Genomic DNA, 20941 nt, shown 5'->3' with positions numbered 1-20941 from the left:
CGCCCGGTCCGGACAACTGCCCGGCCTCCACCGCCACTTGACCACCGGCGGCGGGCCGGGCCGCAGCCGGACACCCAGCCGACCGATCACCCGTACCCAGGGGGACCCATGCCCGCGCAGTCCACCGCACCACCCGTACTGGAACTCAGGAGCCTCACCCGTACCCACGGCACCGGAATCGCCGAGGTGCACGCCCTCCGCGGTGTGAACCTCACCGTCCGGGCCGGTGAACTGGTCGCCGTCATGGGCCCGTCGGGCTCCGGCAAGTCCACCCTGCTCACCCTGGCCGGCGGCCTGGACACCGCGAGCACCGGGCAGGTGATCATCGAGGGTCAGGACATCGCCACCCTCACCCGCAAGCAGCTCGCTGCCCTGCGCCGCCGCAGCGTCGGGTACGTCTTCCAGGACTACAACCTCATCCCCGCGCTCACCGCCGCCGAGAACATCGCCCTGCCCCGCGAGCTGGACGGCATATCCGTACGCAAGGCCCGCAAGGAGGCCAGGGAGGCGCTCAGCGGGATGAAGCTGGCCGAGGTCGCCGACCGCTTCCCGGACGAGATGTCCGGCGGGCAGCAGCAGCGCGTGGCCATCGCCCGCGCCCTCGTCGGCGACCGGCGGCTCGTACTGGCCGACGAACCGACCGGCGCCCTGGACTCCGAGACTGGTGAGGCCGTACTGGCCCTGCTGCGTACCCGCTGCGACGCGGGCGCGGCAGGGGTCATGGTCACCCACGAACCCCGGTACGCGGCCTGGGCCGACCGGGTGGTGTTCCTGCGGGACGGTTCCGTCGTCGACCAGACGCTCAGCACGGACGCCGGTTCGCTGCTCGCCGCCGAGGGCGCCCAGTGAACGTGTTCACGGGCTGGCGCGCCGCCCTCCGTATCGCCCGCAGGGACGCACTGCGCGCCAAGGGCCGCAGCGCCCTGGTCGTCGCCATGATCGCGCTGCCGGTGCTGGGCGTCACGGCGGCGGACATCACGTACCGCAGTTCGGTCCCGACGCGGGCGGAGAAGCTGACCTCCGCGATGGGCGCGGCCGACGCGCTGTTCAGGGATCCGGGCATGGGCGGCGGCCCGATCGAGCAGATGCCGGACGCCGAGTCGTACCAGCAGGCCGACGGCGAGCACGGCGGCGCATCCGGCAGGACGGCGGCCCAGCGCACCGTGCCGACGGACCTGAAAACCGCGCTCCCCGAGGGGGCGCGCGCCATCACCCGGCAGACCGTGCTGTCGACCCTCACCACCAAATACGGCATCACGACCACCGATGTCACCGAACTGGACACCTCGGACCCGCTGGTCAGCGGGATGATCAAGCTGGTGCGCGGCGCGTACCCGAAGACGGACAGCGACATCGTCGTCAACGACGCCTTCCTCAAGTCGGCCGGGCTGCACGTCGGTTCGCACACCACGGTCCGGGGCGTCGGCAAGACCTTCACGATCACCGGCGCCGTCGAGGTGCCCGCGAGCCTGAAGGACAGCTTCCTGTACGTGCGGCCGGGCGCCCTCATCAAGCCCTGGCAGCGGGCGGCCGCCGCCGACCACACCATCACGCAGCCCAGCCCCGGTGACCGGTCCCTGTTCGTCAAGGCGGCCGGAACCTCGGGGATCAGCTGGCAGGACGTCCTCGCGGCCAATAAGCACGGCGTACTGGTCGAGTCCCGCAGCGTCGATCTCGACCCGCCGCCCAACTCCCAGGTGCCCATGGCGTCCCACATCAGCGGCACCGGAACGAGCCCCGGGTTCAAACTGACCGCGGCGCTCGCGACCGTCGTCGCCATGGCGATGCTGGAGATCGTGCTGCTGGCGGGCCCCGCCTTCGCGGTCGGTGCGCGCCGCTCACGCCGCCAGCTCGGCCTGGTCGGCACCTGCGGCGGCGACCGGCGGCACATCCGCGCCGTGGTGCTCGCCGGGGGAGCGGTGCTGGGCGGTGCGGGCGCGGTCGCCGGTACCGCTGCGGGTCTCGCCCTGACGGTCGCGCTGCGCCCCGTGATCGAGGGGTGGGCGGGCCAGCGGTTCGGCAGCATCGCGATCCGCCCTGTGGACCTGGTGGGTATCGCGGCGATCGGCCTGGTCACCGGTGTCCTGGCGGCGCTCGCACCGGCCGTCGTGGCGGGCCGGCAGCCGGTCGTCGAATCGCTCACGGGCCGGCGCGGGGTGCGCCGCTCCTCACGGGTGATGCCGCTGCTCGGGACCGTCGCCATCGTGCTCGGGGGCGCCGTGGCCGTCGTGGGCGGGCTCAAGGGCCGCGCGGTGCCCGTCGCCGTGGGCTCGGTCGTCGCCGAACTCGGCGTCCTCGCCTGCATCCCGGTGATCGTGGGCTCCCTCGGGCGGCTGGGACGCTTCCTCCCGCTGGCCCTGCGCGACGCGGCCCGCAACCGGGGCCGTACGGCACCCGCCGTCGCCGCGGTGATGGCAGCGGTCGCGGGCACCGTCGCCGTCGCCACGTACACCGCGAGCACCCAGGCGGAGCAGGCGTACAACCTCCATCTCTCGCTGCCGCCCGGCGTCGTCGCCATCAACGCCGACACCTATTCGGAGCACGCGAACCCGGCGAGGGCGCTGGAACTGGCCCGCGGGCTCGCCCGGCGCGACCTGCCGGTGCAGGGCGCCCCCGCGACCATCAGCCGGGTGTGGGCGGGCAGCGACTGCAACAAGTTCAGCGAAGCGGAGGCCGGCGCCTGCGGCTCGCTCACCATGCCCAAGCCGGACGCCAACATCTGCCCGCTGCAGGCGCCGGGCGGCAAGGACCTCGCGGCCAGGCTCTCCCCCGCCGGGCACAAGCGGCTGATGAACTCGCCGAAGTGCAAGGACGCGGAGTACGCCGCGAACTACTTCGGCAATGAGTCGGAGATCGTCGTCGGTGACAGCGCGATGCTGCGCGTCTACGCCGGGCTGAAGGACCCGGCAGCCGCCAGGGCGCTGGCCGCCGGCACCCCCGTACTGCTCAACAACGCGTACACCGGGCCGGACGGCAAAGTCACCCTGAAAGCCGTCCACCGCTACGTCGCCGCGGACAAGGCGAACCGCGAACGGCACCCCGGAAAGGCCAGGACGACCGTCAGCCACCTCACGGTCTACCGGGCTGCCGACCGGTACGCCGCCACCCCCGGGGTCCGCATGATCATGCCGCAGGCCACCGCCGACCGCCTCGGGCTGCACACGGGCCCGGTGGCTGCCGTCTACCGGACCGCACACGCGCCGACCGACGCGGAGAAGCAGCGCTTCAACGACGGGATGTCGCAGGCCGGGAACGGTGCCTACCTCTGGCAGAACGAGAAGCCGGACGGCGACGACACCACCATGCTGATCCTCGCGCTGTTCTCGGGCATGGTGACGCTCGGCGCGGCCGCCATCACCACGGGCCTGGCGAAGGCCGACGCGGAAGCCGACCTGACGACCCTGAGCGCGATCGGCGCGCCGCCCGGTGTACGGCGCACGCTCAGCGGCTTCCAGTGCGCGGTGGTCGCGGGAACGGGCGTCCTGCTCGGGACCGCGGCGGGTGCGATGCCCGCGGTCGCCGTGCGGCTCACGGACCTCAAGAGGGCGCTGGACCAGATGCGCGCGCACCCGATGGACTCCGCGTACACACCGATCGTGCTGCCGTGGGAGACCATCGGCATCCTCGCCGTGGCCGTACCGGTCCTGGCCGGTCTGCTGGCCGCGGGCTTCACCCGGTCCCGTCTGGTCCTGGCCCGGCGGGCAGGCTGACGCGGCGCGCGCGGTGGATCAAGCCGGATCGGGGGCACAACCCCTCATGAAGTACGTGTGCGAGACAATGGCGGCATGGAGATGCCGAGGAGTGAACGGTCGGAACAGCCGGAGGAGCACCCCAAGGTCCTCATCGTGGGACAGGACGGGATGGCGCTCGGCGGCGGGGCCGGCGGTGACGACGAGTCGCGCGAGGTCCCAGTGACAGAAATGGTGGAACAGCCCGCCAAGGTCATGCGCATCGGCAGCATGATCAAACAGCTTCTGGAGGAGGTCAGGGCAGCTCCTCTCGACGAGGCGAGCCGGGTCCGGCTCAAGGACATCCATGCCTCGTCCGTGAAGGAGCTGGAGGACGGACTGGCCCCTGAGCTGGTGGAGGAGCTGGAACGCCTCTCGCTGCCGTTCACCAACGAGGCCATCCCGTCGGAGGCGGAACTGCGCATCGCGCAGGCCCAGTTGGTCGGGTGGCTGGAAGGTCTGTTCCACGGCATCCAGACGGCGCTTTTCGCCCAGCAGATGGCCGCGAGGGCCCAGTTGGAGCAGATGCGCCGGGCGCTTCCCCCGGGCGCGGGCGGCCAGGAGGAAGAGGACGGGGACGGCGGCCACGGAGCGATCCGCTCAGGCCCGTACCTCTGACCCCGTACCTCTGACTTCTGACCCGGTCAGCGCCACTTCTGGTTCTGCCGGCAGCTCTTGACCTGTTCGACCTTCACCGAAACGAACCCCCGAGGCCCGGCCTCCCGCAGCGACAGCGAGCGGGGGCCGGGCCTCGGGGGTGATGGCGGGCGTTTCGGTCGGCCGGGGGGCGGGCCTCGGGTGTGAACCTTTCAGGGGCCGTACGCCCGCAGGAGGCCAGGAGGCCCAGGAGGTCGGGAGCCGCCAGGCGGCCGGGAGAGAAGAACGGGAGAACTCTGGCGGGGTACTACGCCTGCAGCAGGACCTTCCCCACGTGCACACCGGAATCCAGCACCCGGTGCCCCTCCGCCGCGAGAGCCATCGGCAGCACCTGATCCACCACGGGCCGCACCCGGCCGCCGGAAATCAGCGGCCAGACATGCTCACGGACCGCGGCGACGATCGCCGCCTTCTCCCCCAGCGGCCGTGCCCGCAACGACGTGGCCGTAACGGCGCCCCGCTTCCCCAGCAGTACCGCGAGGTTCAACTCGCCCTTCACGCCGCCCTGCATACCGATCACCGCGAGCCGCCCGCTGGTCGCCAGCGCCTCCACGTTCGGGTCCAGGTACTTCGCGCCGACGATGTCGAGGATGACGTCGGCCCCGGCCCCGCCGGTCGCCTTCCGGATCTCCTCGACGAAGTCCTGCTCGCGGTAGTTGATCAGTACATCGGCGCCCAACTCCGCACAGCGGGCCAGCTTCTCGGCGCTGCCCGCGGTCACGGCGACCCGGGCGCCCACCGCCTTGCCCAGCTGGATCGCCATCGTGCCGATCCCGCTCGCCCCGCCATGCACCAGCAGCATCTCGCCGGGCCGCAGATGGGCGACCATGAACACGTTCGACCAGACGGTGCAGGTGACTTCCGGCAGCCCCGCCGCGGTGACGAGATCGATCCCGTCCGGCACCGGCAGCAGCTGCCCCACCGGTACGGCGACCCTCTCCGCGTAACCGCCGCCGCCCAGCAGCGCACACACCTCGTCGCCGACGGCCCACCCGGACACCCCGGGCCCCAGGGCCGTGATCCGCCCGGAGCATTCCAGGCCGGGATACGGCGATGCTCCGGGAGGCGGGTTGTAGAAGCCCTGACGTTGCAGTAGATCGGCGCGGTTGACTGCGGACGCCACTACCTCGACGAGGACTTCGCCCTCGCCGGGGACAGGGTCGGGCACTTCGGCCCAGACAAGCGCCTCGGGACCGCCGGGTTCGGGGATCGTGATCGCATGCATGATCGCGAGGCTACTCCGCACCGGCTCCGGCTGCCTTGGGGGAGACCCGGACAATCGCGATCACCCGGTCGGTGAGCTGAAGCGGACTGGCGTCGGGGTCGTCGTATCCGATCAGCCGGTGACCGCGCTTCACGCTGACGACCAGATCGTCCGCGTCCCGGACGCTCCGTCCCACCTCGGCCTTTATGACCGGCCGCTCGACCAGGTCGAGCCCGCTGCCCTGCTGGATCAGATCCTCCATCACGGTTCCCGCGCTCGGGCTGAGCACGGAGAGGCCGAGCAGCCGCCCCGCCGCACTGGCGCTCGTGATCACCGCGTCAGCCCCGGACTGGCGCAGCAGCTGAGCGTTCTCCTCCTCGCGCACGGCGGCGACGATCTTCGCCCCGCGGTTGAGCTGCCGCGCGGTCAGGGTCACCAGTACGGCGGTGTCGTCGCGCTGGGTGGCGATGACGATCTGCCGGGCACGCTGCACCTCGGCACGGAGCAGTACGTCACTGCGGGTCGCATCCCCGATGACGCCCGCGAAACCCTCCGCGTTGGCGGCCTCGATGACCTTGCTGTTGGGGTCGACGACGACGATCTGCTCCCGCTTCAGGCCGGTCGCACACAGCGTCTGCATCGCGGAGCGGCCCTTCGTACCGAATCCGACGACGACGGTGTGGTCACGCAAGCGGAGCCTCCAGCGGTTCAGCCGCCACTCCTCCCGGGTGCGCTCGGTGAGCACTTCGAGAGTGGTGCCGACCAGGATGATCAGGAAGAGCACGCGCAGCGGCGTGACGACAAGGATGTTGGTGAGCCTGGCACCGTCGCTGTACGGGACGATGTCGCCGTAACCCGTGGTGGAGAGGGTGACCGTGGCGTAGTAGAAGGAGTCGAGCAGGTCGACTTTGCTGTCGGCGTTGTCGTGGTAGCCATCGCGGTCGAACCAGACGATGAGCGCCGTCACCGCCAGCACCAGCAGTGCGATCAGGACCCGTCTGCCGACCTGCCGGAGGGGCCGCTCGACCACCCGGCGGGGCAGTTTCACCCGGCGGGTGACCAGCTTCTCCCCCACCTGCCGGTCGAGGGCATCATGACCGGGCAGTTTCACGTGAAACACTCCTCCGCCCACGGCAGATCGAGGATCTCCAGCAGCTGACCGGGCCGCGCGCCTCCGGACGGTACGACGGCGAGCCCGTCCGCGGCAGCGATACCCCGGAGCATCGCCGGTCCATGGAAGTGCAGCGGAACCACCTCATCGGTCCGGCGCACGACTGGCACGAGCCGGGTGTCGTACGGGTGGCCGTGCACCTCTTCACTTACGGGCATGGCGTAAGCCTCAACGACGGCGCGGCCGGCGAGCCCGCGGATCAACGGTTCGGCGAGCGTCAGCAGCCCGGATACGGCGGCCAGCGGGTTCCCGGGAAGTCCGACGAGATGGCGTCCGTCGGCGAGCCGGGCGAGCAGCATCGGGTGGCCGGGGCGCACGGCGACGCTGTCGACCAGCAGCTCGGCGCCGAGCTTGTGGAGGATCGGATGGACATGGTCGACGGGCCCGGCGGCGGTGCCTCCGGTGGTGATGACCAGATCGGCCTCAGAGCCCGCGACGGCTTGCCGGAGAGCATCGGCGTCGTCACCGAGACGCCGCGTGGTCAGGACCTCGGCGCCGAGCGTCCGCAGCCAGGGGCCGATCATCGGTCCCAGAGCGTCCCGGATCAGTCCGTCGTGCGGGAGCCCGTCGGCCAGCAACTCATCGCCGAGGACCAGGACTTCCACCCGGGGACGGGGAAGGACCGGCAGCTCGTCGTAGCCTGCCGCGGCTGCCAGGCCGAGCACCGCGGGGGTCACCAGCCCCCCGGTCGGCAGCAGCTGGTCGCCGGTGCGGCACTCCTGCCCCCGGGGCCTGATGTCCTGCCCGGTGACGACGTGGCGCTGCGCGTGCAGTTGCTCGGTGCGGTCGTCCGTCCGGGCATGTTCGGTGCGGACGACGGCGGTCGCGTCGCGCGGGATCCGAGCGCCGGTGGCGATCCGTACGGCATCTCCGTCGGCGAGCTGCCCGGGTCCGGCCTGACCGGCGAGGATGTCGTCCCGGTCGCTGATCCGCCAGGGCCCCGGCCCGGAGACCGCCCAGCCGTCCATGGCCGAGGTGTCGAAGGACGGCAGATCGGTGAGCGCGGTCAGCGGCCCGGCGAGGGTCAGACCCAGCGCCCGGTCCAGCGGCGCCCGCCGCGCGGACACCGGCACCGCACGTCCGGCCCGCGCCGCACCCGCGCGGGCATCGGCCCAGGGCGCGGCGCGGTGCTTCTCCGATGCACCGGACGGCTTCCCGTGCCGCGTCCCTGTCTGCTTCCCATGCTGCGCCCTGGTCTGCTTCCCGGTCCGCCTCTCGGTCTCGGCGCAGCTGTTCTCGGATACGGCGGCGGGCGGCGGCACGGCCGGTGGCTCCCTGCGGACCAGCGCCAGCGCTTCGTCGAGGTCGCGGTCCTCCGCCTCGTCGAGGTCGCGGTCCTGCTGCCCGGTCATCCGGCGTCGGTCCCCTTGGCCTCTCCGGCCTCGTCAGCCCACCGGTTGGCGAGAGCGGCGGCCTTGCGTGCGGCCGTGGCGACAGCCTCGGGTCCGTCCATTTCCCCCTTCGCCGCGGCATAGCCGACGAGGAAGGTCGTCAGCGGCGCGGCCGGCCTGGCCACGCCGTGTGCGGCATCGCGGGCCAGGTCGAGGAGGACGCCGGTGTCGACATCCAGCTCGATGCCCAGCTCGGCCTTGACTGCGGTGATCCATTCATCAAGCACGTACCCATGCTCCCTGATGTGGGCCCGCGCCGATGCCACGGCCTGCCAGGTGTCGCAGTCGAACGAGGCCAGGGGGTCCGCAGCGATCCGGGCGAGGTCGAGTCCGGCGGTGAGCAGCCGCAGGGGCAGCCCGGCGAGCGAACCGTGCTCGGCGGCGAGCAGCGCGAGTCCGCGACGCAGTGCGTCGGTGCGGTAGGCGGCGACGAGAGGCTGGTCCCGGCCGCCCGGATCGGTGAGCAGCACCCCTCCGTGGGGCCCCGTTTCGAGGGCGCCGATCAGCGCCGGCACGGTGGCCTCCCCGAGGAACGGCAGGTCCGCGGAGAGTACGAGCACCGCTCCGGCCGACACTCCGCGCACCCCGGCTCCGAGCGCCGCCAGCGGCCCGCCACCGGGCGGCTCCTCCCGCGCCCAGACCACGGGCCGTACGGTCTCCCGCCGTCCCCCGACGACAACGGTGGTCCCGGCCCCTCGGCAGGCCCCGAGCACCCGGTCGAGCAGCGTCAGCCCTCCGACCGTGAGGCCGGGCTTGTCAGCACCACCGAGCCGCTTGGCGGCCCCTCCGGCGAGCACCACGGCGTCATACAAGGTCATCCCGCGAGTATGGGCCGCGGCAGAGCTCTACGGAATGGCGCCGCGACATCCAGCCCGGACAGCAGCCCCGACAGCCACATGGGACATCCGCATGGGACATCCACCCGCGACAGCCACCGGTGACAGCCACACGGCGGTCGCGCAGGCCGACGGGCGGTGCGGCGGTCGCGCAGGCCGACGGGGCGGTGCGGCGGTCGCGCAAGCCGACGGGCGGTGCGGCGGACACCAGCGCGCACCCGGGATCCGCCACAGCGGCAGCGACGACCTGAGCCCACCGCGGTGACACCCCAGAATCCGCCACGCCGCCTGCCGTCCACTGCCCACCGCCCGGCAGGCCGACCGGCCCGGCCCGGCCCACCGCGATGACCACCGGAGCCTTGCCGCCCCGCCCGTCGGGCCGTGCCGCCCCACCCGCCGGGGCCGTGGCCGTGGCCGCAGGCGGGACTTTCACATCACGGCCTAGACCCCCCGCAGCAGCACCGCCGGCTGCTCCACGCAGTCCGCCACGTAACGGAGGAAGCCTCCGGCCGTCCCGCCGTCGCACACCCTGTGGTCGAACGTGAGGGACAGCTGCACCACCTGCCGTACAGCGAGCTCCCCCTCGTGGACCCAGGGCTTGGGCACGATCCTGCCGACGCCCAGCATCGCGGCCTCGGGGTGGTTGATGATCGGTGTGGAGCCGTCGACCCCGAACACCCCGTAGTTGTTCAGCGTGAACGTGCCGCCCGTCAGCTCCGCCGGGGTCAGTGCCCCGTTCCTGGCCGCCTCCGTCAGCCGTATGAACTCCTCGTTGAGCGACTCGGTCGTGCGCCCGTCGGCCTCGCGTACCACCGGCACCACCAACCCGCGGTCCGTCTGCGCGGCGAAGCCCAGGTTGACGGACGGCAGGCGCACGATCTCCCGCGCCTCCATGTCCACCGTCGAGTTCAGCTCGGGGAAACGCGCCAGGGCCGCCGTGCAGACCCGGGCAAGCAGTGCCAGCACCGAGATCTTCGGGACCGTCGGACCGGCCGCCGCGTTCATGGCCGCCCGCGCGACCATCAGCTCCGTGGCGTCCGCGTCGACCCAGCACGTCGCATCGGGTATCTCGCGACGGCTGCGTGCGAGCTTGTCCGCGACGGCACCACGCATCCCCCGCAGCGGAACCCGGCTCCCCGCCACCGCAGTCGAAGTCTCAGTCGTAGCCCCTGGCGCAGCCACGACCGCGGCCGCCACCGGTTCCGGGGCCGGGCCCGCGTCCACCCGCGCGGCCTGGTCGGTCCCTTCGGCCGCGGGCGTACGTATCGCCTGCTCCACATCGGAGCGCAGAATCAGTCCGTCCGGCCCGCTGCCCGCCAGCCCCCGCAGATCCACGCCGTGTTCGCGCGCCAGCCGCCGCACAAGCGGAGAGATCACCGGAACAGGACCGGCCCGGAGCGCGGACGGCGGAACAGAACCCGGCCGGGCGCCACCGGTCACCCGCACACGCCGCCGCCGCGCGGCCACCGCGCCGCCCGTCCCGTACCCCACGAGCACGTTCCCCGACGAGTCGTCATCAGCCCCCGAAGCCCCCGCGGAGTCGCCGGCACTGGCACTGGCACTGGCGCCGGCAGCACCCGTACGACTGGCACCACTCCCACGGCTGACACCACGGGCGTCATGGCCGGCACCCGCACCCACCTCCGGGCCCACCGTCACCGTCAGCAGCGGGGAACCGACCGGCAGTTCGGCGCCCTCCTCGCCGAACCGGGCCGTCACCATGCCCGCGTACGGACACGGCACCTCCACCAGCGCCTTCGCGGTCTCGACCTCCACCACCGGCTGGTCGACGACGACGACATCGCCGATCTCCACCAACCACCGCACGATCTCGGCTTCGGTCAGCCCTTCCCCAAGGTCCGGCAGCTTGAATTCCAGGCAGTTCACATCAGAAGCATCAGGGGCAATGGACATCAGCTCTGCGCCTCCCACTGCAATCGTGCGACCGCGTCCAGCACCCGGTCCACACCGGGCAGATGGTGCCGCTCCAGCATGGGCGGTGGATACGGGAGGTCGAACCCGGCGACCCGCAGCACCGGAGCCTCCAGATAGTGGAAGCAGCGCTCCGTCACCCGGGCGGCGATCTCCCCGCCGGGCCCGCCGAATCCGGCCGACTCATGGACGACGACCGCCCGGCCCGTGCGCCGCACCGAATCGCACACCGTCGCATCGTCGAACGGCACCAGCGAGCGCAGATCCACGACCTCCAGGTCCCAGCCCTCGTCACGAGCGGCCTCCGCCGCCTCCAGACAGACCGGCACCGAGGGCCCGTACGTCAGGAGAGTGGCGCTGCTGCCCGCACGCCGGACCACGGCCCGGCCTATCGGCTCCACGGTGGCAGGCGCGTCCGGCGACCACTCGGCCTTCGACCAGTAGAGCCGCTTCGGCTCCAGGAAGATGACCGGGTCGTCGGACGCGATGGCGGCGCGCAGCAGCCCGTACGCGTCGGGGACCGTGGCCGGCGTGACGACATGGAGCCCCGGAGTCGCCATGTAGTACGCCTCCGACGAGTCGCTGTGGTGCTCGACCCCGCCGATCCCGCCGCCGTACGGCACCCGCACCACGATCGGCATGGGCAGCGCGCCCCGGGTGCGGTTGCGCATGCGCGACACATGGCTGACGAGCTGCTCGAACGCCGGATAGGCGAAGGCGTCGAACTGCATCTCCACCACCGGCCGCAGCCCGTACATCGCCATACCGACCGCCGCCCCGAGAATGCCTGCCTCGGCGAGCGGTGTGTCCGTACAGCGGTCTTCCCCGAACTCCTTCGCGAGCCCGTCGGTGACCCGGAACACCCCGCCGAGTGTCCCGACGTCCTCCCCCATGACATGCACGGTGGGGTCCTCGGCCATCGCGTCGCGCATCGCCCTCTGCAGTGCCTGCGCCATCGTGGCCGGCTTCACCGCGACTGTGGTCACCGCCCGGCCTCCGCTTCCAGCTCGGCGCGTAGTTGCTCCGACTGTTCGCGCAGCTGCGGCGTCGGCGCGGCATAGACCTGCGCGAAGAGGTCCATGGGGTCGAGCAGCGGATCGGCGTTCATCCGTCCGCGGAGGTCCGCCGCCATCGACTCGGCGGCCTCGGTGGCCGCGTCCCTGCGCTCCTCGTCGAGCAGCCCCCGCCCGGTCAGCTCACGCTCCAGGAGCCGGACCGGATCGTGTGCCCGCCAGGCCTCCACTTCGGCGTCCGCGCGGTAGCGGGTGGCGTCGTCGGCGTTCGTATGCGCGTCCATCCGGTAGGTCACCGCTTCGATCAGCGTCGGGCCGCCGCCGGTACGGGCCCGCCGGACCGCTTCGGAGAGCACCTGGTGCATGGCCGCCGCGTCGTTCCCGTCGACGAGTCGGCCCGGCATTCCGTATCCCACGGCCTTGTGGGCCAGAGAGGGGGCCGCGGTCTGCTTGGCGAGGGGCACGGAGATCGCGAACCCGTTGTTCTGCACGAGGAAGACGACAGGAGCTCGCCACACGGCGGCGAAGTTCAGTGCCTCGTGGAAGTCGCCCTCGCTGGTCCCCCCGTCACCGACCATCGCCAGCGCGACCACGTCGTCCCCGGCCAGACGGGCAGCGTGTGCCAGGCCGACCGCGTGCGGAAGCTGGGTGGCGAGCGGTGTGGACAGCGGGGCGATACGGCGCTCACGCGGGTCGTACCCGGTGTGCCAGTCGCCGCGCAGCAGCGTCAGAGCCTCCACCGGGTCCAGTCCGCGCGCCACGGCCGCGAGGGTGTCCCGGTAGCTGGGGAAGAGCCAGTCCCGTTCCTCCAGGACCAGCGCCGCGGCCACCTCGGACGCCTCCTGACCGGTGGACGACGGGTAGACGGCGAGCCTGCCCTGCTTGGTGAGGGCCGTCGCCTGTGTGTTGAACCGCCGACCGTGCACCAGGGCGTCGTACAGCCGGAGCAGCAGCTCCCTGTCGAGCCCGGCGGCGGCCTCCGTACCGAGCACCCGGTACGGCTCCGGGTCCGGGAGCAGCGGAGCGGGGTCGGTACGGAGCCTCCATGCCGGGTAGGCAGTAGCACCGGGCAGCTCTTGGACCGTCATGCCAGACACCTCCTCATGGGAGCGGGAGGGGCGCACCGTCGTGTGATGCGCCTCACCTACCGATTGTTCGGTCGAAAGCGCATTTTGGCTACTGACCCCTTCAGCCTGTGGACAAACGGTTCTCCACAGCCTGGGATAGGAGCAGGTCGTCCATGGTAGAGAGGCGGGGGCAGGTGGCAGCTGAACAAATGGCCGACGAGGGCGAGCGTCCGCCAGCGCGCCCGTTGGACGGCATCGACCGCGACATCCTGCGGATCCTCCAGCAGGACGGCCGCGCCTCGATACGGTCCGTCTCCGACCGCGTCCATGTGTCGCGCGCCAATGCGTACGCCCGTATCAACCGGCTGATCGAGGACGGCGTCATCCGCGGGTTCAGCGCCCGGGTCGACCACGAGCGCGCCGGCCAGGGGTCGTCCGCCTACATCACGCTCAAGATCGTCCAGAACTCCTGGCGCACAGTCCGCAAGCAGCTCACCGAGCTGCCGGGCACCGCTCATATCGCGCTGGTCAGCGGCGATTTCGATGTGCTTCTGCTGGTGCACAGCGCCGACAACAGGGCACTGCGTGAGCTCGTACTGACGAAGATCCAGGCGATCCCCGAAGTGCTCTCGACCCGGACTCTGCTGGTTTTCGAGGAGACCGACCTGGATCCGGACAAACCGTCGGACGGGTGAGACCGGGTCACGGAGCCGGTGCGGTCGCACGACCTCAGGCCCACCCGGAACCGGGGGCGCCGCACGGCCGTCGCCTCAGCGGGAAGGCACTGTGCGCAGCCCTTCGAACGCGAGCTGTACGACGGTCTCGGCCAGCTGGTCCGCGTCGGGGCCCGCGCCCTGTGCCGGGCGGACCCACTCGACCAGCGAGTTGATCATCCCGAAGAGCAGCCGGGTCGCCAGCCGGATGTCCACGTCGGAGCGGAGATCGCCCTCGGACACCGCCGCCTTCAGCAGATCGGCCACCCGCTGGTCGAATTCCCGGCGCCGTTCCATCGCCCAGCGCTCGGTCTTCGTGTTGCCGCGCACCCGCAGCAGGAGCGTCACATAAGGGAGTTCCGCCATCAGCACGTCGACCGTACGGCGCGTGACGTACTCGACCTGCTGGATCGCGCGCCCCCGCGCCGCCCCCGGCTCGTCCAGGACGCCGAAGAGCCCGTCTATGGCGCGGCTGACCGCGCGCCGCAACAGCTCCTCCTTGCCCGCGACATGGTGGTAGATCGAGGACTTGGAGATGCCCGCGGCCCTGGAGAGGTGCTCCATGGACGTGCCGTCGTAGCCGCGCTCGTTGAAGATCCGCACGGCGACCGTCAGCAGGGTCTCGGGTGTGTACGTGTCCCGCTTGGGGGTAGTCATCAGACTGTCCCGCCCTTCTCCGGATGGACGTACGACTGCCGGTACAGCGCCAGCGAGGGCGCATAGCGGCCGCTGGGCACGCGCGCATGGAGCTCGTCGAGCAGTTCGTGCGCCCAGGCACGGCCGAGCCTGCGGCCCCATTCGACCGGCCCCAGCGGGTAGTTCACGCCGAGCCGCATCGCCGTGTCGATGTCCTGCGCGGATGCGACGCCCCTGGCCACGGCGTCCGCCGCGAGGTCGACCATCATCGCGACCGTACGCGCGACGATCATGCCGGGGACGTCACCGATGACGCTGACCTTCTTGCCGAGGCTCTGGAAGAGGCCGATCGACTGGCGCAGCGTCTCCCAGCCGGTGACCTCGGACGCCGACAGCGCGATGCGGGTGGCGGACCGGTAGTCGAGCGCCAGGTCGAAGTAGACGACGTCGCGGAACTCGGCGGACGTCTGCCCGTCGGCGAGCACCAGCTGTCCCCCGCTGGGCAGCACGATCCTGCACCCAGCGTCCTCCTCGTCCTCGCGCACCGCGATCCCCGCCTCGCGGGCCATCGCGATCAGTTCGGCCGCCGGCCCGAGATCGCCCTCCACCGTGATCCCGGACGGGGCCTCGGTGGCCGGGGCGGTGTGCGGCTCGGGGTGGACTGCGCCCTCCCCGTACGCGTACCAGCCGCGGCCGCTCTTCCTGCCCAGCCGCCCGGACTCGACGAGCCGCTGCTGGGCCAGCGAAGGACGGAATTTGGGGTCCTGGAAGAACGACTCCCAGACCGAGCGGGTGACCGCTTCGTTGACGTCCTGCCCGATCAGGTCGGTCAGCTCGAAGGGGCCCATCCGGAAGCCGCCGGACTCCCTGAGCACCGCGTCGATGGTGGCCGGGTCGGCGCCCCGCTCCTCGTGCACCGCGAAGGCCTCGGCGTAGAAGGGGCGGGCGATGCGGTTGACGATGAAGCCGGGGGTGTCGGTACAGCGGACCGGGGTCTTGCCCCAGGCCGCAGCCGTCGCCGACGCACGCGCGGCGCTCGATTCGTCGGTGGCGAAGCCGCTGACGACCTCGACGAGAGGGAGCAGCGGCGCCGGATTGAAGAAGTGCATCCCGACGAAACGGCCGGGGTGCCTCAGCGCGCCCGCGATGGCGGTCACGGAGAGGGATGAGGTGTTGGTCGCGAGCAGGCAGTCCTCGGCGACGATCTCCTCAAGACTGGTGAAGAGTTCCTGTTTGACCGGGAGTTGTTCGAGGATCGCCTCGATCACGAGCGCGGCGTCGGCGAGTTCGGCCGGATCCGCGGCGGGCAGCAGCCGGTCCCGCGCGGCGTCCCGCTGCGGGGCGTCCATGCGCCCCTTCTCGACCAGCCTGTCCAGCCGGGCGGTGATGGCTTCGGCGGCCTTCTCCGCGCGGCCCGGCAGTGCGTCGTAGAGGCGCACGGGGTGTCCGGCGACCAGGGCGACCTGGGCTATGCCCTGGCCCATGGTGCCGGTGCCGACGACTGCGACGGTACGGCTCGGCGCCAGGGCGGGAAGGTGTGCGGTGGCGGTCATGGGGCGATCTTCCCGTACTGAGTTATCCACAGTCTGCGCGGACCCCCTTGTCCCGACCGATCGTTCGGTTACTCTAACTCTGTCCACCTGTCCTGCGCAGCTCGACGAGGAGTTGTCCCGCGATGCAGCTGACCGAGCTGTCCCAGACCCATCGGCCCACGCTCGACCAGGCCCTCGAAGCGATTCGTACGCGTGAGTACTGGACGCCCCACCCCGAGCACCCCAAGGCATACAGCGGTGACGGCAAAGCGGCCTTCGACGCCCTGCTGGGCGGGCGTATCGAGCTGAATCAGCCAGGCACCGACGACTGGACGGGCGGCGAAGTATCGCCGTACGGAGTCGAGTTGGGCATCACCTATCCGCACCCCGACCTGGACGTCCTGCTGCCCGCGATGAGTGCGGGAACGGCGGCGTGGCGCGCGGCCGGTCCCGAGGCCAGGGCCGTGGTCTGCCTGGAGATTCTGGCGCGGATCAGCGCCCGGACACCGGAATTCGCGCACGCGGTCATGCACACCAGTGGCCAGGCGTTCATGATGGCCTTCCAGGCGGGCGGCCCGCACGCCCAGGACCGCGGCCTGGAGGCCGTGGCATACGCCTATGCCGAGCAGGTCAGGACGCCGTCGTCGGCCGACTGGTCCAAGCCGCAGGGCAAGCGCGACCCCCTGGAGCTGCGGAAGTCCTTCACTGCGGTGGGCCGCGGCATCTCCCTGCTGATCGGCTGCAACACCTTCCCCACCTGGAACGGCTATCCGGGCCTGTTCGCCTCCCTGGCCACCGGAAACCCGGTCCTGGTGAAGCCGCACCCCCGCGCGGTGCTGCCGCTCGCCCTCACCGTCCAGGTGGCCCGCGAAGTCCTCTCCGAGGCCGGGTTCGACGCCAATCTGGTCGCGCTGGCCGCCGAACGGCCCGGCGAAGGGATCGCCAAGTCCCTCGCTGTCCGCCCGGAGATCAGGATCATCGACTACACCGGTTCGACCACCTTCGGCGACTGGCTGGAGGCCAACGCCCGCCAGGCGCAGGTCTACACGGAGAAGGCCGGGGTCAACACAGTCGTCGTCGACTCCACGGACGACTACAAGGGCATGCTCTCCAACCTGGCCTTCTCGCTCTCCCTGTACAGCGGCCAGATGTGCACCACCCCGCAGAACCTGCTGATCCCGGCCGACGGCATCACCACGGACGCGGGCCACAAGACGTACGACGAGGTGGTCGCCGACCTCGCAGCCGCGGTGGGAGGGCTCCTCGGCGACGACGCCCGGGCGAACGCGCTGCTGGGCGCGCTGGTCAACCCTGATGTACGGGACCGCCTCGAAGCGGCTGCGGGTCTCGGCGAAGTGGCCCTCGCATCACGGGAGATCGCCCACCCCGACTTCCCGGACGCCGTGGTCCGTACGCCCGCGATCGTCAAGCTGGACGGCGCGCGGAAGCACTGGGACACGGCGGGCGCCGACGCGGCCTACCTCTCCGAGTGCTTCGGGCCGGTCTCGTTCGCGGTGGCCGTCGAATCGACCAGGTCCGCTCTCGACCTGCTCCGCCACACGATCCGCGACAAGGGTGCGATGACGGTGGGCGCATACACCACATCAACCGAGGTGGAGCAGGCCGTGGAGGAGGTCTGCCTGGAGGAGTGCGCCCAGCTCTCGCTGAATCTGACGGGCGGCGTCTACGTCAACCAGACGGCGGCCTTCTCGGACTTCCACGGCTCGGGCGGTAATCCGGCGGCGAACGCGGCGCTGTGTGACGGGGCGTTCGTGGCCAACAGGTTCCGGATGGTGGAGGTTCGCCGCCAGGCGTGATCCCAACGAAAGGCCTGGCCCTGCGGCCCGGGGTCTCCGACGCGGGACCCGGGCCGTGCGGGGCTTGGGCCGTGCGGGGCTTGGGCCGTGCGGGGCTTGGGCCGTGCGGGGCTTGGGCCGTGCGGGGCTTGGGCCGTGCGGGGCTTGGGCCGTGCGGGGCTTGGGCCGTGCGGGGCTTGGGCCGTGCGGGGCTTGGGCCGTGCGGGGCTTGGGCCGTGCGGGGCTTGGGCCGTGCGGGGCTTGGGCGGGCCGTAGGCAGGCGGCTCGGGGCCGCCCGCTTCACTGCGGGGTGGGCCCGCCCGGTCAGTCGATCTGTGCGTACCGCTGCACCCAGGCGTGCATGGCGATCGCCGCGGCCGCACCGGCGTTGATCGACCGCGTCGAGCCGAACTGCGCGATCGAGCACACCCGCTGCGCGTGCTTCCGTGCCTCTTCGGTGAGCCCGGGGCCCTCCTGCCCGAACAGCAGCACACACCGTCGCGGCAACTCGGTCCGCTCCAATGGCACCGCGCCCGGCAGGTTGTCGATCCCGATGATCGGCAGGCCCTCGGCCGCGGCCCACGCGGTGAGCGACTCCGTATCCGGGTGATGACGCACATGCTGGTAGCGGTCGGTCACCATGGCCCCGCGCCGGTTCCAGCGCCGCCGCCCCACGATGTGGATCTCCTTGGCGAGAAAGGCGTTGGCGGTACGAACGACGGATCCGATGTTGAAGTCGTGACCCCAGTTCTCGACGGCGACATGGAAGTCGTGGCGCCTGGTGTCCAGGTCCGCAACGATCGCCTCCCGCGTCCAGTACCGGTAGGCGTCGACCACGTTGCGGCGGTCCCCTGCGGCGAGCAGTTCCTTGTCGTACTGCGCGCCCTCCGGCCACGGCAGGGGGTGCGGCCCGACGCCGATTTCGGACGCGAAGGCATCGTCGTACTGAGCCGGCTCGCCGGAATGCGCCGACTGAGCGGGCGCATCCGGCGTTTCGGGCTCCACAGGTACTCCCGACGCTCCGGGATCGGGCTCTGAACGTGCTTCGGGTCCGTGTGCTTCGGGGGAGGGCTCGCTGGTCACCCCACGAGCGTACGGGGCTGCTCGCCCTGCTCCCCCTCGGCCGGACGCCGGCTGCCCGTCGGCCCCTTCCGCGCACCCGCTCGCGTGCGGGCGGTCAGCATCGCCGCGCGGCCGCCCAGCCAGAGCAGAAAGCCGGTCGGCAGGAAGACCGCGTCCGCCGCGACCATCGCCATCGAGAAGAACGGCAGCCCCAGCAGTACCGCGATACCGACGTGCTCCAGGATCATCGCGACCAGCAGCACGTTCTTGACGCGCCGGTTGAAGAGGGTGAAGGGGAAGGCCACCTGAACGATGACCGTGCCGTACGTCAACAGCATCACCATGACGCCGCTGGTGGCGAGCAGCGAGGACAGTCCGGGCCAGGGCGAGAAGTAGTGCAGATTGAGCGGGTAGTAGAGGGCCGTGCCGTCCTCCCAGCGGGAGCCCTGGATCTTGTACCAGCCGGCGGTCGAGTAGATCAGACAGACCTCGGCCATGATCACGACGAGGCCGGCGTTGTGCGCGAGGTTGGCGACCACGTCGAGGAAGGTGCGGGGCTCACCCGGCGCCATCCGGCACACCACCCACCACAGGCCCTGGACCAGCCACATCGCCCAGAAGATCAGTTCCCAGCCGCCACTCATCTTCCCGAGCAGGGTGATGGCGACGAGTGCGATGCCGAGCGCGGACCAGAGCAGAGGGCCGACCCGGTCCCGGGACGGCTCGGGGCCGGACGGGCTACTGGTGCCGGCAGCCTGCGCGGCGCGGGCCGCGCGGCGCGCGTCCAGCGACCAGACCTGAGAACAGCGCGTCACCAGCAGGTAGATCGCCATGATGTGGACGACATTGTCACCGCCGTCGCCCACGAAGATGGACCGGTTCTGCAGCGACAGCACGCCGATCATGAACAGCGCGGAGGCGAAGCGCGTGTGCCAGCCGAGCAGCAGCAGCACGCTGGACAGCACGGCAACGGCGTAGACCACCTCGAACCACGCCGTGGAGTCCGACCACATCAGCACCGTGAACGCGTGGTTGCCGGCGATGAGCTGCTCCGCCATGCCCCAGTCCCATGGGGCGTGCGGCCCGTACAGCTCACGTCGGTGCGGCAGCTCCCGCAGGAGGAAGAGCAGCCAGGTGGCGGAGAACCCGATCCTGACCACGGCGCTCTGGTAGCGGCCCAACGAGGCTTCGGTGATGCGCTGGATGCCACGCGCGATCATGCTGCTGACGTTGCTGAGGTTGGGGGTGTTGTTGCTGCTACCGGCGTTGCTGGTGGTGTTGCTGGCACTGGTGTTGCTGCTGGTGCTGGTGCTGGCTGAGCTCACCGGTCGGCCTCCGTACGGTCCGCGGGGACAACCGACCACCAGGGCAGGACCCGGTAGGAGGCCCGTGTGTCGATCTTCTCCTGACTCCACGGAGGAGCCTTCACCGAAGACGTCGCCGAGCGGACCTGTATCCGCTCAACCGAGGAACCGCTCGGCTGCCCCTCGCTCATCCGCATCACGACGATGCGGCGGATATACCGCTCGGACAGGTCGCCCCGCAGCCCGATCGGCTGGTTGTCGTTGTTGTGCGCGCCGGTGAAGAAGTCCCATGCACGACGCAGTTCGTTCTGGTCGACGTGGCTGGGGAGAACGTTGTGGTGGAGGGACGCCCCGTCCTCGGCCGACAGATCGGTCCAGCCGGTGGTGGTGATTCCGCCGCCCTTCGTCCGTATCTCGGCACGCGCCTGAACGTCGATGTTCTGCTGGAGCGGATTGGGGGCGAAGAGCTTCCAGTTCTGCTCGAACTCGGGATAGATCCAGTCGTCCACCGCCTTGCCGTACTGCTTGCTCACGGTGTTCGACGGCGCGACATGGAGAAAGACCATCGAGAGGTGGACGGCGGTGACCACCCCGATCAGCCCGAGCGCGATGGCTGCGGCCACCTGGTAGGGAAAGGAAAGCGCGAGGATCCCCCGGGACGCCCCGGCAGCTCCATGGGACTCGGGAGTGTCGAGGGTCTCAGGGGCCTCGTGGGTCCCAGGGGCCTCGTGGGGTTCGGGAGCCTCGTGGGGTTCGGGAGCCTCGCTGGGCCCGGGAGTGTCCAGGGGCTCTCGTGGCGGAGGTGGTGCTCCTGACCCGCTCGCTCCGGGCTCCCCACTGTCGTACGAATCCATCCCGCCCCGATCCCCTTTGGTGCCCGCCGGTCTTCAGGCCAGTTA

17 protein-coding genes are annotated in these 20941 nt (G+C 71.1%); 5 read left to right on the top strand and 12 right to left on the bottom strand.

Features of this window, described 5'->3' with window-relative positions; all coding sequences use genetic code 11:
- The first annotated feature begins 108 nt into the window (after window positions 1-108).
- The 3 genes from OHB13_RS18975 (at window position 109) to OHB13_RS18965 (ending at window position 4346) form a co-directional block, all read left to right on the top strand.
- On the top strand, window positions 109-849 hold the full coding sequence (locus OHB13_RS18975) for an ABC transporter ATP-binding protein (RefSeq protein WP_266855169.1): 741 nt from the start codon (window positions 109-111) through the stop codon (window positions 847-849).
- Window positions 846-3710, top strand: coding sequence for an FtsX-like permease family protein (locus tag OHB13_RS18970; protein WP_328377891.1), 2865 nt, complete (start codon window positions 846-848; stop codon window positions 3708-3710). The genes OHB13_RS18975 and OHB13_RS18970 overlap by 4 nt, the downstream gene beginning before the upstream one ends.
- Window positions 3711-3785: 75 nt before the next feature.
- The gene (locus OHB13_RS18965) at window positions 3786-4346 is read left to right on the top strand and encodes a bacterial proteasome activator family protein (protein WP_323183763.1); all 561 of its coding nucleotides are present in this window, start codon (window positions 3786-3788) and stop codon (window positions 4344-4346) included.
- A 286-nt stretch (window positions 4347-4632) separates the two neighbouring features.
- On the opposite strand, the gene OHB13_RS18960 is transcribed toward OHB13_RS18965, so the two are convergent.
- From OHB13_RS18960 to pdhA, 7 genes are all read right to left on the bottom strand, one after another.
- A complete protein-coding gene (locus OHB13_RS18960) occupies window positions 4633-5610 on the bottom strand; it encodes an NAD(P)H-quinone oxidoreductase (RefSeq protein WP_328377890.1) in 978 nt (325 codons plus the stop codon).
- Window positions 5611-5620: 10 nt separating this feature from the next.
- Window positions 5621-6700: a potassium channel family protein gene (locus OHB13_RS18955; RefSeq protein WP_266855172.1), complete on the bottom strand. Its 1080-nt coding sequence runs from the start codon at window positions 6698-6700 to the stop codon at window positions 5621-5623.
- Entirely contained in the window at window positions 6697-8112 is a 1416-nt protein-coding gene (locus OHB13_RS18950) for a molybdopterin molybdotransferase MoeA (protein WP_328377889.1), read from the bottom strand. Before OHB13_RS18950 ends, OHB13_RS18955 begins: the two co-directional genes overlap by 4 nt.
- Window positions 8109-8969, bottom strand: a complete 861-nt coding sequence (locus OHB13_RS18945; protein WP_328377888.1) for an NTP transferase domain-containing protein — start codon at window positions 8967-8969, stop codon at window positions 8109-8111. The genes OHB13_RS18950 and OHB13_RS18945 overlap by 4 nt, the downstream gene beginning before the upstream one ends.
- A gap of 459 nt (window positions 8970-9428) precedes the next feature.
- Window positions 9429-10901: a dihydrolipoamide acetyltransferase family protein gene (locus OHB13_RS18940; RefSeq protein WP_328377887.1), complete on the bottom strand. Its 1473-nt coding sequence runs from the start codon at window positions 10899-10901 to the stop codon at window positions 9429-9431.
- Complete coding sequence (locus OHB13_RS18935) at window positions 10901-11875, bottom strand: alpha-ketoacid dehydrogenase subunit beta (protein WP_328380335.1); 975 nt, start codon at window positions 11873-11875, stop codon at window positions 10901-10903. Before OHB13_RS18935 ends, OHB13_RS18940 begins: the two co-directional genes overlap by 1 nt.
- A 26-nt stretch (window positions 11876-11901) precedes the next feature.
- Window positions 11902-13020 carry a pyruvate dehydrogenase (acetyl-transferring) E1 component subunit alpha gene (pdhA, locus tag OHB13_RS18930; RefSeq protein ID WP_328377886.1) on the bottom strand — a complete coding sequence of 373 codons (1119 nt, stop codon included), beginning with the start codon at window positions 13018-13020 and terminating at the stop codon, window positions 11902-11904.
- Between the two features lie 152 nt (window positions 13021-13172).
- Here pdhA and OHB13_RS18925 point away from each other — a divergent pair, with 152 nt between their 5' ends.
- A complete protein-coding gene (locus OHB13_RS18925) occupies window positions 13173-13694 on the top strand; it encodes an Lrp/AsnC family transcriptional regulator (protein ID WP_328377885.1) in 522 nt (173 codons plus the stop codon).
- Between the two features lie 75 nt (window positions 13695-13769).
- Here the strand turns inward: OHB13_RS18925 and OHB13_RS18920 are convergent, their stop codons facing one another.
- On the bottom strand, window positions 13770-14369 hold the full coding sequence (locus tag OHB13_RS18920) for a TetR/AcrR family transcriptional regulator (RefSeq protein WP_266855178.1): 600 nt from the start codon (window positions 14367-14369) through the stop codon (window positions 13770-13772).
- Window positions 14369-15901, bottom strand: a complete 1533-nt coding sequence (locus OHB13_RS18915; protein ID WP_328377884.1) for a 3-hydroxyacyl-CoA dehydrogenase — start codon at window positions 15899-15901, stop codon at window positions 14369-14371. Before OHB13_RS18915 ends, OHB13_RS18920 begins: the two co-directional genes overlap by 1 nt.
- A 122-nt stretch (window positions 15902-16023) precedes the next feature.
- On the opposite strand from OHB13_RS18915, the gene paaN reads away from it, so the two are divergent.
- On the top strand, window positions 16024-17697 hold the full coding sequence (paaN, locus tag OHB13_RS18910) for a phenylacetic acid degradation protein PaaN (protein ID WP_328377883.1): 1674 nt from the start codon (window positions 16024-16026) through the stop codon (window positions 17695-17697).
- Between the two features lie 303 nt (window positions 17698-18000).
- Here paaN and OHB13_RS18905 read toward each other — a convergent pair whose 3' ends face one another.
- From OHB13_RS18905 to OHB13_RS18895, 3 genes are all read right to left on the bottom strand, one after another.
- Window positions 18001-18681 carry a TrmH family RNA methyltransferase gene (locus OHB13_RS18905; RefSeq protein ID WP_266855181.1) on the bottom strand — a complete coding sequence of 227 codons (681 nt, stop codon included), beginning with the start codon at window positions 18679-18681 and terminating at the stop codon, window positions 18001-18003.
- A 74-nt stretch (window positions 18682-18755) separates the two neighbouring features.
- A complete protein-coding gene (locus tag OHB13_RS18900; protein ID WP_328380334.1) occupies window positions 18756-19958 on the bottom strand; it encodes an HTTM domain-containing protein in 1203 nt (400 codons plus the stop codon).
- A 101-nt stretch (window positions 19959-20059) separates the two neighbouring features.
- Window positions 20060-20665 carry a DUF5819 family protein gene (locus OHB13_RS18895; protein ID WP_443062956.1) on the bottom strand — a complete coding sequence of 202 codons (606 nt, stop codon included), beginning with the start codon at window positions 20663-20665 and terminating at the stop codon, window positions 20060-20062.
- Window positions 20666-20941 lie beyond the last annotated feature (276 nt).

The organism is Streptomyces sp. NBC_00440, assembly GCF_036014215.1.
Lineage (GTDB): Bacteria > Actinomycetota > Actinomycetes > Streptomycetales > Streptomycetaceae > Streptomyces.
The sequence above is the reverse complement of the archived record's forward strand: the minus strand, read 5'-3'. Positions and strand labels throughout refer to the sequence as shown.